Origin of the sequence: Longimonas sp. (assembly GCF_046498435.1) — a bacterium.
In the GTDB taxonomy this organism is placed as follows: Bacteria; Bacteroidota; Rhodothermia; order Rhodothermales; family Salinibacteraceae; genus Longimonas.
In genome coordinates this window covers 1-11,942 of record NZ_JAWOAR010000025.1, presented here as the reverse complement: position 1 = coordinate 11,942, position 11,942 = coordinate 1, and the positions used below count along the sequence as shown (strand labels likewise).

Below are 11,942 nucleotides of genomic sequence, written 5' to 3'. Positions count from 1 at the left end.
ATTCTATCAGAAGAACAAATCAAGCTAGAATCATTTGAAGCGTTATTAAGCCATAATAAGGGCAAAAAAATTAAAGGTAACACGTAGCGTACCGTACGTTACGGCAAAATGTTTATAATTCAAGGCTGTTAGCGAGTAACTGATTACCTATACCGCAAGTTATTAACGGTTATATACGTCTATAACCGTTCAGAACGGCTAATTCTCGGTAGCCCATGTAAATCAATAATATACATATTAAAAAATTTGGTTTGGATTTTCAAAATAGGCTATTATTACAGTAAATCAGGAAATCTTAGGGTCTGGTGTAGGAATATAGAAGGGACCCAACTATGCCTGATTGTAGCTTTGAGTAAAGGGGGTAACTAAGCCGAAGGAGGGCAGTCAAATGAGTAAGTTCGAATTCAATTACACAATTCTTGAATCGACCGCTATGATCTAATCTTGTAAAACACTAGACATGGCATATTTTAGGAACGAACCCGCTCACCCGCAACCGGTCTGTGGCGTAGGTGACGGGGGTCGCGCCGTCGTGCGATGGCGCCAGGGGAGCGTTTTGCGTCAAGACTGGCGAAAGGCCATCGTGATAGCCGTACGTGAGCCAGTGGGTCGTGTCGGCCTCGGCGCGCAGAAATGCTCCGGGCACCGTCAGTTCCGGTATGTCTGCGGACGGGCTCGGCGCGGGGGGACCGCCGACGGCTCCCTCGACCTTGGCCTCGATGGTGGCACGGAGGGTTTGCAGCGTGTCGGTGGAGACAGACTCCTCCTCTTCGTCTGTTGAGAAGGAGGTTCCAACGTTGTGGTCAGTAAGGTGCCGCGCCCCGCCGGCGTATCCGATGAGCGTGCCGCCTTGCCGAGCCCAGTTGGCCATGCGCTCGCGAGCAGCATCGGTGAGGGTACTGTACGAGCCGTTGGGCAGGATGAGTACGTCGAACGCGTCGAGTGCAGCCGAGGTAAGCGTGCGCGTGCGGAGCGCTGTGAACGGCTGGCCGAGCTGTTGCTCCAGCGTGAACCAGAGCGCGCCATACGAGGTGATGCTCACGCCATCGCCCGCCAGCACGCCGATATGCGGAGCCCGCAGACTGCGGGTGGCCTCGGAGCCTGTGCCTGTGGGGCCGTACGCTTGGAACGCCGTATCTGTGGCGCGGACATCCACCCCGGCCTCTTCGGCCAGCGCGGCAATGCGATCGTGAAGGTCGTCGGGGTTGCGCTCCACGCGGGCGATGTAGCTGCCCCGTGGAAAGGGCGTGTCTTCGACAACCAGCGGCCGTTCAACCACGGCCACGTTAAACCCTTCGCCCATCAGGCGGGCAAGCAGCCGGGTGGCACCGCGCGATCCGGAGGGCCACACGTAGGCGCTCTGCGCGCGTTGCGTGGATACATCGGGGGTAAGTGCTTCGGCCACATCGCCGTGCCAGCCACCGGCGGCTGTGCGTTCATCCTCGGAGAGCGTTACAGACGTAGTCGACAGGTTGGGTGCGGTGTCGGTCCACACGATGGGCACGCCGGCGGCCAGCGCCAGATTCCACGCTGTGATATCGTAAAATGCATACCCTTCGCGCTCGCCGGGGGCCCGGTACAGGTTGCGGGCGAGACGCGTGAGTTCTTGTTGGCGGAAGCCTTCGGGCAGATCCACATTGGGAGCAAGCAGCACCTCGGCCAATCGGAAGTTAGGCTGATCGAACGGCACGACAAATGCACCCGCTGGCACCTCGACAGAGCCAGTCGCATCGTCCACCACGTCGTAGCCTTGCACAGTGCCGCTATCGTCTACCTGCTCCACAGTAATCCCATGCCGCCGCAGCGTCGTGGCGAGACGGGCCGCGGCACGCGCGTCTGATCCGGGAAGCAATACAGCAGCGGCGTACGCACCGGATGTGCCCTCATCCAGCGCGTCTGCGAAGTAGCGATAGTAATCCATGAGCCGTTCCTCATGGCCGTTGGCCGCGGTTTCCATGGTGGCGAGCGAGGCCACGAAGTGATGCGCGATGCCGTCCTCGAACGTGAGAATCGTGCCGTCGTCGCGGCGCCAGCGACTGCCTTTGCTGCCCCCGCCATCCGTTTCGTACGTCATGCCCGTGGCGCCGTGGAAGCTGGGATAGGAATCCCAGTAGCCGGGATAGAAGAGATCGAACACATCGCGGGTGTAATAACTCCACCCATATTCGTCAAACGTGTCCGCGTTACCGCGTCCGATGCGGTCGATCCAGTCGGCCAGCTGATCCGGGTAGGTGGGGTTCACCGGAATGGCATTGGGAGGGAAGAAGTACTGCGTCGTCTGCCCATGGAGGTCGACAAACACCTGCGGCCGCCAGTGCTGCATGGCCGTCGTCACGTTGCGGCTCTCTTTCTGTGTGAGACTGAGTCCGTCGCGGTTGAGATCGATCTGGTAGTGATTGTTGTTTGTGCTCAGCCCCCACGGCGCGTTGTGCTCCAGCGCCTGCGGATCGGCATCGCCCATGCCGAAGGCGTTGTACCACGCAATGTGGCGCGTTAGACTTTCGGGGTTGTGGGCCATGTTGATGAGCACAACCACGTCATCGCGGATACGCTGCGTACGTTCGTCCTCTCCGGCAGCCAGTTGATACGCCATCTGGATGACGGCTTCGAAGGCAGCTGTCTCGTTGCCATCGTTTGCAGCGTTGATCCACACAATGGCAGGCCGCTCGGCAGCGATCTGCTCGGCATCGGCCTCCGAAGTGGCGCGCGGATCGGTTAGCCGCTGCATGTCGGCGCGGATGTTGTCGAGCGCCTCAATGTGCACTGAGCCTCCAATGGCCAGCAGGTGCTGCGTCTGGCCCTCGATGCTCGTGCCATACGGGATGTGCCGCACGCGGTCGGACGCCGCCGATGCCAGTGTGTCGATGTACGTCTCCATGGTGCCGTACGTGGTGTGCCAGGTGCCCAAGGCATGGCCCAGCACGGCGTCGGGGCGCGGCACATTGTCGCGGTACGGGCCGAACGCGTAGAAGTCAAACGAATCCCCGGCGCAGCGACCAAAGGCCTGGCGTGCATCGTGCGTTGAGCGGCAGGGCTCAGGCGACTGGGCGATGGCCGGAGTAGACGTCGTGCTCCACAGACTGGCAAGCAGAAAGACAGAGAGCGAACAGAGTAACCAACGGAGCATCATGGGCAGGTGCGGCATGGGCAGGGCGGTGGAAGCAGGTACGCCGATTGGAGGAAGCAATAAGCTTCATGTACGGAAATACCGTCCTCACATGCAAGCACAAGCCCGTCGTATTCTGCCACAGCCTCTGTTTATGCCGTGCCCAGCGGATCCCAAATGCGTTTCATGGGAAGCGTGAAGCCTTCGACCACATCCTGGGCTGCAACGCGGTCGGGGCGGTCGAGCGCCTCGGGGGGATCATCGGGCGTGTACGTGGTCACGGTTTCGGTCTGCGGATCGATGAGCCAGCCCAGACGGACGCCCGCTCGCACGTACTCGTTCATTTTGTGTTTGAGCGCGTGCAGCGGATCGGTGGGCGAGCGCAGTTCAATCACAAAGTCGGGGGCCAGCGGCACAAATCCCGCACGCTCGTCCTCGGTGAGCGCCAGGTATCGCTCGCGCTGTACCCACGCCGCATCGGGCATGCGGTGCGCGCCGTTCGGAAGCCGAAACATGGTGCTGGAATCGAAGGCGATGCCGGTGCCGTCTTTTTCGGCCCATTCATCCAGGTAGCGCATGATGCGCGTATTGCGTGCTCCAGATAGGCCACCAGTTGAACTTATGATGAGGAGGGATCCGTCGGGATTTTGTTCGATGTGGAGGGTGTCGTTTTCCTGACAGAGCGCAGCAAACCCTGCATCCGAAAGCGGATGCTCAAAGTGGATCTGCATGCGCTCGTGCGGCAGTACCGGACGGATCGTTAGCGCCGTGGCACGGTCGGCGGCACGGTCGAGAACATCAGGCATAGCCAGTTAGCAGGTTGGGCAGGGGGCCGCGTTGTGCATGAAACCTCGAAACCGAGGGAGCTTCTATACCGCCGTGCATTCATTCCGTTGCCTGCGCCTCCACGATGCGCACGCCGTTCCAAAACGCCACATGGTCTTTGATGTGTGTGGCTTTTTCTTTGGGTTCGGGGTAGTACCACGCGGCGTTTTCGTTGCGCTCGCCGTCGACCACCACATCGTAGTACGAGGCGCGCCCCTTCCATGGGCACGTCGTCCGCTGATCGCTGGGCTCGAAATACGCTTCGTTGACAGATTCCGGGGGAAAGTAGTGGTTGCCTTCCACAACAACAGTATCGTCGCTTTCGGCCAGTACGGTGTCATTCCAGATCGCTTGCATAATGGTCTTGCCGGGGTTGGTTACGGAGTACGAAAGAGAAAGGTGAGCATCCAAAGCGCCAGGATGCCACGCAGCGTCCACGCGATGGTGCGGAGCCAGTTGGAGCGCACGAGCCAGGTGTGGGTTGGGGCATCGAATCCGCTGGTGAGCATGCTGTGCAGCGGGGCCTGCACGAGTCCAGTACTGATCCAGATGAGGGCAAGCAGCCCGGCGCCCGTCCACGCGTAAAGCGATGGCACAGCCGCTACGTATCCGGCTGCCAACAGGCCTGCGGCTCCGAGTTCAACCAGCATCACCGGCCCTACGATCCACGTAATGCGCTGCATGTGGAGCGTCTGATAGGATGCGTAGGTTTCGGGGCCCACCTGCGCGAACAGCGGATAGTGAACCAGCTGCATCACCCAGATGACGCCGACCATGGTCCACGTTGCACCGGCGTGCACGAGCAATAGGGTAGCGGGATGCAGTGCGTTGGGCATGATGCTGGAGCAGCGTCTCGGGCTAGGCAGGCACGGAGCGATCCGTGCGGATGGCCTCGGCGACCATGCGCCCGGTTCCCATGGCGTCGTTGAGGGAGGCTGTGCGCAGGTAGTCGCCGCAGACGTACACGCCCTCGTGGTGGCGCACCATGTTGGCATCGTGTCGTACAAATGGCGGAGTTTGATCGGGTAGGGCGTGCTCGATCCGGTAGGTGCGCAGGTGGGCCCATCCACCGGCCGGCAGCCCAAACCAGTCGATGAGTTCGCGGCGCACGGTGCGTTCGAGCGCGTCGTCGTCTTCAAGCGGATTGCCCACAACAACCGCCGAGATGAGCGTTTCGCCCTTGGGGGCGTACGACGGCGCTACATCCGACATGACCGCGACGTTGTTGAGCAAGCCGTCTTGGTCGCCGTTCAGCGCGAGGATCGGGTCGTCGAGCGGCGATTCGGATGCGGCGTAGTAGAGGCAGGTGGTGCTGCGCTGCTTGGTAGAGATCGCGTCGTCGCCGAGCAACTCGTGTGCGGCGGGGGCATCGGTAGCAATTACGATGGCAGAAGCCGGCGCGGACGTTCCATCGTCGAACCGCACCTGATTGTCTTCGATGGCGGTAACCTGCGTGTTGAGGTCGATACTGCTGGAGGGCAACTGCGCGGCCAGTTGGTTGGGAATGGCTTGCATGCCCTGCGCTGGAACCGTCGTATCCCCCTCGGCAAACATCTTGAACAGAAACTCGAACAGGCGGCTGGAGGCCTGGAGATCCGTATCGAAAAAGACGCCGCCAAAGAACGGGCGGAAGAAGCGGTCGATCATCAGGTCCGAAAAGCCCCAGCGTGTGGCCAGGGCCTGGCGAGTAGACTGCTCGGGTGCGCTAAAGATTTCGCTGAGCGATTGCCCGGTGAGAGTGCTTCGCATGCGGGCTACGCGCAGCTTGTCGGCGAGCGTGCCTACCGGGGCAAAGAGCGTGCGCGGCGCGTCGAACGGATGCCGGAACGGGTCGGCGATGCGGTGGAAGTGGCCGTGCGTGCGAACGAGGGCGCCGTCATAGAAGGGATGCAGATCGAGGGCGTTATAATCCAGATGCTCCTGGCATTCGGGGTAGGCGGTGAGCAGCACCTGGAAGCCGCGGTCGAGCGTGAACCCCTCAACGGTATCGGTGCGCACACGTCCGCCCACGGCATCGGCAGCGTCGATCAGGCGAAACGGGATGTTGGCGCGGTGCAGATGCGTAGCGCAGGTAAGACCCGCCAGGCCCGCTCCGACAATCGTTACGGGATGGGTAGTCAACGGTACATGCAGGGTTTGGAAAGAGGATGGTCGTGCACTGTTAGGTAAGTACCATAGCCTGCGGGTGCAAGATCAGTGCGTCTTGTAATTCTGTCGCAATAGCATTTTTCGAGATCCGGGCGGTTACATGCGCTGCGGCTGGTGCGGACGCAGTGTGCGACCAAGCGCATGACGCAGCGCTGCGGATAGTTCGCCGAATGTCCACGTAAAGCCGTGCTCTGTGAGCCGAGCGGGACGGGCACGGATGCTCTTGAGGGCCATCGCATCGGCGGCTTCGCCGCTTACGGTGCGAATTAGGACTTCGGGGATGCGCCAGGGCGTGGGCCGACTGAAGATTGTGCCGAGGGTGTCAACAAGCGTGCGCATCCGCACGGGTTCGGGCGCGGTAGCGTTGACGGGCCCGGCGAGCGTGTTGTCGTGCAGCGTGTGCACGATGCTCCCGAGCAGGTCGTCGAGCGCAATCCACGGCACAAAGGCGGTGCCGCGTCCGGGCGTGCCGCCGAGCCCGGCCTGCACGAGCGGGGATAGCACCTGCAGCGCGCCGCCGTTGGCCGCAAGCACGACGCCAATGCGTAGCTGCACGGTGCGGATGCCTGCAGATTCGGCGGGGGCCGTGGCGCGTTCCCACGCAGCGCAGACCTCGCCCAGGAAGTCGGTAGTGCGCGGCGTGTCATCTTCAGTGACAGGCGCATCGCCACGATCGCCATAGGCGCCGACCGCGGAGGCGGAGATAAACACGTCGGGCGGATTGTCGAGCGAAGCGAGGGCGTCGGCCAGCAGACGCGTACCACGGGCCCGGCTGTCGAAGATGCGCGCTTTCTTGGCATCGGTCCAGCGTGCGGCAAAGACGTTCTCCCCGGCCAGGTGCACCACGGCATCCACCGAGGCGAGCGCCTCTGCATCCACCTGACTCGTGCTGGGATTCCATGTAATCTCATCGGGGCGCGTGGCCGGGCGGCGGACCAGGCGGCGCACGGTGTATCCGCCCGTACGCAGAAAAGCGACCAGCGCCCGACCTACGAGTCCGCTACTGCCGCTTACGGCCACGGTTTTGTTGGAGGCGGGGTAGCGGTTGTGCACATCCAGGTCGTGCCGGGTGATGCGGTGGCGGTACGCAAACTGGCGGCGCAGCTCGGGCTCTGCCAGGTAGGGCGCCAGGGCCGTGCTTAGCGGCGCAAGCGGAAGGTCGTACGTGATGTCGTCAATGAGGCGGCTGCGCGTGTTGCTGATAGGCTCGAAGCGATGCGTGTGGCTCCACTCCTTGAACGGCCCCTGCACCTGCCGATCGCAGAACTGGCGTCCGGCAATGTGACTGTGGTGCTCGGCGATCCAGGTGAGGGCCAGCGGCTCGTAACCGAGTCGGATGACCGCACGCTCGCCGTCTTGAATCCCCTCAAATGCCGCCAACTGCACGGGGGCCCAGGGCGGGGTGAGGCGCTCGAACGCGCCCGGACGCGCATGCCAGTCGTAGAGCGCCTGGGCAGAAACGTCGAGCACCGAGGGAAAGCGGAGGGTGGGCATGGTGTAGGATGGTTGGGGAATTGATTGTTAACGCAAGTAGGGACGCATTGCCGATGCGTCCCTACCTTCATCGCACCTCGTCATACGCAGCCATCGCGGCATCGCGGGCCTGGCTGTGATCTACAATGGGCTTGGGATAGGTGTCGCCCAGCGTGATGCCTGCGTTGCGAAGCGTGCGGGTGCTGGCCTCCCAGGGCGCGTGCAGATCGCTCGTCGGCAGGTCGCGCAGTTCGGGGACCCACTTGCGCACGTAGTCGCCCTTCGGGTCGTGGCGCTCGCCCTGCGACACCGGGTTGAAGATGCGGAAGAACGGCTGGGCATCGGCGCCGGAGCCTGCGGACCACTGCCAGCCCATCGCGTTATTGGCAAGGTTGCCGTCGACCAGGTGGTCCCAGAACCAGCGCTCGCCGTGATACCAGTGGATGAGCAGGTCTTTCGTGAGGAACGAGCCCACGATCATGCGCACGCGGTTGTGCATCCAGCCGGTTTTGCGTAGCTGACGCATCCCCGCATCCACAATCGGATAGCCGGTCTGCCCCTGCTGCCACCGCTGCAGCGCCTCCGCGTCGTCGGTCCAGGCAAAGTCTTTGAACTTATCGCGGTAGGTTTCATCCGGAATCGTGGGGTAGTGGTGCACCATGTGATACGCAAATTCGCGCCACACCAGTTCTTGCAGATAGGGTTCGGCCTCCTCGTGGGCATCGTTCGCCTCAGCCCAATCGGTGACGGCGCGCCACACCTGTAACGGACTGATTTCGCCGTGGTGCAGGTACGGCGACAGGCGCGAGGTGCCATCGTGGTCGGGACGGTCGCGCTCGGTTTCGTAGTCGGCTATCACGTGGCTCAGCGTGTACTGCAGGCGCTCGTGCGCTGCCGCTTCGCCAGGCGTCCATGTGTCGGCAAGCCCACCGGTCCAGCCGGTGCCGTCGTGGTGTTTGGGATGCAGGTGGAGATTCTGCACCGAGGCGCTGTCGGGCCAGGCGTCGGGTGCGGTGCCCGAGAGGTCGGGCGCACCAAGTGGCGGCGCATCGGTGCGGAGCAGATCGTGGCCGGTCACCTTCTTCCAGAACGGCGTGTAGACGTGGTACGGCCCGCCGCTGGTCGTTTCGACGCCTTCGGGGTCGTGCAGCAGTTGGGTTTCGTGGGATACGGGGGAGCATCCCGATGCGTTGAGCGCATCAGCAACCGTTTGGGCCTGAGCGGCGAGCGGAGGCTCGTAGCGCCGATTCCAGTGCAGATGCGTGGCCCCAACGGTTTCGGCGCAGTCCAGGAGCGCCTGCTCAGCCGGTCCCTCTCGCAGGATCAGCCGCGATCCGGCATCTTCCAGGTCCGATTGCAGCGATTGCAGGCTCTCATGCAGCCACCACCGGTGTGCGCCGCCTGGTTGCCACGGCGCTTCGCCCGCTGGATCCCACACAAACACCGGCACCACAGCTCCTTGCTGGGCGGCAGCGTGGAGAGCAGGGTTGTCGCGCAGGCGCAGGTCGTGGCGAAGCCAGACGAGGGAGACGTTGGACATAGCAGGTACGTGCTGGGGGGAGATTTAAAAGGTGGATTGATGCTGGTGCGTTCCGGCTATTGCCTTCTGAAGAGCCCCCGCTCTATCGAACGTGGCACGGGGCAGAGCCCCTGAATGGGGGCGTCACGAGGCAGTGTGGGATTTTTAATCACAAGACCTGGCACCGACGGTCCTCCGTCGGTGCAGTGGCAGCGGACGCTCCTGCGTCCGACCTGTAGCGTCGAACCTATTCTTTCGTATCGCCGCCGGTCTGCGCTGCGACGGAATGGAGCGCGATCGCCGCTCTTGCGCCCATGGGTTACAGCTTTCCGTTGTGCACGAGGCTGCGAAGCTGCGACGCGCGCTCGGCAATGGCGGTGCGCTCCGTATCCTCCTTACGCCGTAGATTGGCGAGTTGGAAGTTCATGCGTCGGTTTCCGCTGAGCGTGTCCTCGTGGCGATCCAAAAAGTCCCAATACAGCGTCGTGAAGGGGCATGCGTCTGCGCCGGTCGCTTTGCCGGGGTCGTAGCGGCAGCCGGAGCAATAGTTGCTCATGCGGCTGATGTATTTGCCCGAGGCAGTGTATGGCTTGGTGCCCACGTAGCCGCCGTCGGCATACTGCGACATGCCCAGCATATTAGGCACCGACGCCCACGGCCAGGCGTCGATGTAAAACGCTTCGTGCCAGTCGTTTAGCGCCTGTGGGTTGATGCCGTAGAGCAAGCCAAACAGCCCGGTAACCATCAGGCGCTGGATGTGGTGGCCGTAGGCGTGATCGACGACCTGCGTGAGCGCATCGTGCAGGCACGCCATGTGCGTGTTGCCCGTCCAGTAGAACTCGGGCAGCGGTTCGGTGGCATCGAGCTCGTTCATGGCGGACCATTCGGTAGCGCGGTGCCAGTAGAGGCCGCGAATGAACTCGCGCCAGCCCAAGATCTGCCGGATGAAGCCCTCCACCGCGTTGAGCGGGGCGTGGCCGCTATGGTAGGCGGCTTCGGCGGCTTCGATGACCTTGTGCGGGTCGAGCAGTTTCAGGTTGAGTGCAGGCGAAAGCTGCGAGTGCGAAAGCCATGGACGCCCAGTCCACATAGCATCCTGGTGCGTACCAAACGTAGGCAGACGCTCCTCAATGAAGCGGTCAAGCGCTTCCTGCGCCTGCTCGGGCGTCACGGGCCACGGAAACGGCTCAGTGAGGCGTCCGGGTGCATCGGGATACGCCTGTTCCACATCGGCAATGGCCTTCTGCACGTACGGATCGTCGAGATACGACGGCGGCTCAGGGAGCAGACCAGGACCATCGGCGCCAAACGACGCGCGGTTGTCCTTGTCGTAGTTCCAACTGCCGCCCACGGGGTCGCCATCATCGGTGAGCAGGCAGTTGTAGGCGCGGCGCTGCTCGCGGTAGAAGTACTCCAGCGTGGGCGATGTGCGGCCCTCGACCCAGGTGGCGAACGTGTCGTGGTCGCACAAGAAATGCGTGTCGTTGTGAAACGTAAGCGGCACATTCGCCTCATTGCAGACGTGCTCCAGGCCCTGCTGTTGCGCCAGCGACCCGGGCTTGGTAGCGTGAACGGCGTCGGGGGTATGCTCGTGCAGAGCACGCCTTAGTTGTGCCAGTGGACCGGCCTGCTCGACCGGGTCGGTGCAGGCTTCGTAGTGCACCGTAAAGCCCTGGTTGCGCAGGGCATCGCGGAAATAACGCTGCGCCGCCACCACATAAACGCGTTTCTGTACGTGCTCGGTCGTATCCGGTGCTGTGTGTTCAGTGAGCACGCACACATCCTGCTCCGGATCAGTATCCTTGAGAAGCGGAGCTGATCGGTTCAGTTGATCGCGAAAGAAAACGAGGAGGCGGCGCATGGGGGGTGTTGTGCAAGGGGGGATGCGGAAGGGCAGCGGCGATGCGTCCGTGAAGGATAGAGGCAAGCGTTTAGCTGCTGCGCACGGTGCCGAGTCCGCCATCAACGCCGATGACCTGTCCAGTTACCCAGTCGGCACGCGGGTCCGCAAGCCAGCAGATGGCATCGGCCACGTCTTTGGGCTGACCCACGCGACCCAGGGCGTGCATAGCTTCGGACTGCTTGCGCCCGGCATCGGTTTTCAGGATGTTGGCTGCGAGCGGCGTATCCACCAGACCGGGAGCCACGCAGTTGACGCGTACGCCGCGCTTGGCGTAGGTAGCCGCCGCAGCACGGGTAAGCCCGATGATGCCGCTTTTGGCCGCCGCAATGGCTTCGTGGTTGTTGAGCCCGATGCGTCCGACGGCCGAGGAACTCAGCACAATGCTTCCGCCGGAACGCATGAGCGCCCGCGAGGCTGCTTTGACCGTAAAGAACGACGAGTCGATGTTCAGCGCCATCTGCTCACGGTACTCCTCGATAGAGGTGAGGTGGGCCGGCTTCAGCATGATCGAACCCACCGTGTGGATGACGCTGTCGATCTGGCCGTACGTGTCGGTGGCTGCATCGATGATGCCTTGCACGGGCTCATATTCGGTTGCATCAAGCGGGTGAACCGTCGGCCCCGGGGGTCCGCGAGGGCCTCGCGGAAGGGTGCACCATGCTTGCAGTTACCCAGTCAGGGCCTGCTCGCGAGCTTGTCTACAAGCTGTGGTTTCCTCCCTCTGTCCCTTACAGTCCCTTGTCCTAATATCCATCTCTTTCCATTCTTCCCTTGGATTTGTTTGTGTAGGCTCCACTTGTCTGTCCTGTGGATTTATTGTATCTTCAGGATGTTGTCTTGTGGGCTTCGGAGTTTGGGTTCTAGGTCTTCAGTTTAGAGTGCCCGGGTTTCTTTCCTGAGCAGGCAGCAGCTATGCAGCACGCTGCCTGCTCAGGAAAGAAACCCGGGCACTCTAAACTGAAGACCTA

At 62.2% G+C, this 11,942-nt stretch carries 9 protein-coding genes; all 9 read right to left on the bottom strand.

Going from position 1 to position 11,942, the window contains the following annotated elements; translation table 11 throughout:
- Window positions 1-454: 454 nt before the first annotated feature.
- The 9 genes from R6U20_RS01115 to R6U20_RS01075 all read right to left on the bottom strand — a co-directional run bounded on the left by R6U20_RS01115 (window position 455) and on the right by R6U20_RS01075 (window position 11,641).
- On the bottom strand, window positions 455-3,130 hold the full coding sequence (locus tag R6U20_RS01115; protein ID WP_410336029.1) for a M14 family metallopeptidase: 2,676 nt from the start codon (window positions 3,128-3,130) through the stop codon (window positions 455-457).
- A 128-nt stretch (window positions 3,131-3,258) separates the two neighbouring features.
- The gene (locus tag R6U20_RS01110) at window positions 3,259-3,912 is read right to left on the bottom strand and encodes a Uma2 family endonuclease (protein ID WP_410336028.1); all 654 of its coding nucleotides are present in this window, start codon (window positions 3,910-3,912) and stop codon (window positions 3,259-3,261) included.
- 79 nt (window positions 3,913-3,991) lie between these two features.
- Window positions 3,992-4,288 (bottom strand): DUF427 domain-containing protein, encoded by a 297-nt coding sequence (locus R6U20_RS01105; protein WP_410336027.1) that lies wholly within the window; start codon window positions 4,286-4,288, stop codon window positions 3,992-3,994.
- A 20-nt stretch (window positions 4,289-4,308) separates the two neighbouring features.
- Window positions 4,309-4,767 (bottom strand): hypothetical protein, encoded by a 459-nt coding sequence (locus tag R6U20_RS01100; protein WP_410336026.1) that lies wholly within the window; start codon window positions 4,765-4,767, stop codon window positions 4,309-4,311.
- Window positions 4,768-4,789: 22 nt separating this feature from the next.
- Entirely contained in the window at window positions 4,790-6,052 is a 1,263-nt protein-coding gene (locus tag R6U20_RS01095; protein WP_410336025.1) for a protoporphyrinogen/coproporphyrinogen oxidase, read from the bottom strand.
- Window positions 6,053-6,175: 123 nt separating this feature from the next.
- Window positions 6,176-7,573, bottom strand: coding sequence for a TIGR01777 family oxidoreductase (locus R6U20_RS01090; protein WP_410336024.1), 1,398 nt, complete (start codon window positions 7,571-7,573; stop codon window positions 6,176-6,178).
- Window positions 7,574-7,640: 67 nt separating this feature from the next.
- Window positions 7,641-9,092 (bottom strand): cryptochrome/photolyase family protein, encoded by a 1,452-nt coding sequence (locus tag R6U20_RS01085; protein WP_410336023.1) that lies wholly within the window; start codon window positions 9,090-9,092, stop codon window positions 7,641-7,643.
- Between the two features lie 298 nt (window positions 9,093-9,390).
- A complete protein-coding gene (locus R6U20_RS01080) occupies window positions 9,391-10,932 on the bottom strand; it encodes a cryptochrome/photolyase family protein (protein WP_410336022.1) in 1,542 nt (513 codons plus the stop codon).
- A 70-nt stretch (window positions 10,933-11,002) separates the two neighbouring features.
- Window positions 11,003-11,641: an SDR family NAD(P)-dependent oxidoreductase gene (locus R6U20_RS01075; protein WP_410336030.1), complete on the bottom strand. Its 639-nt coding sequence runs from the start codon at window positions 11,639-11,641 to the stop codon at window positions 11,003-11,005.
- Window positions 11,642-11,942: the final 301 nt, after the last annotated feature.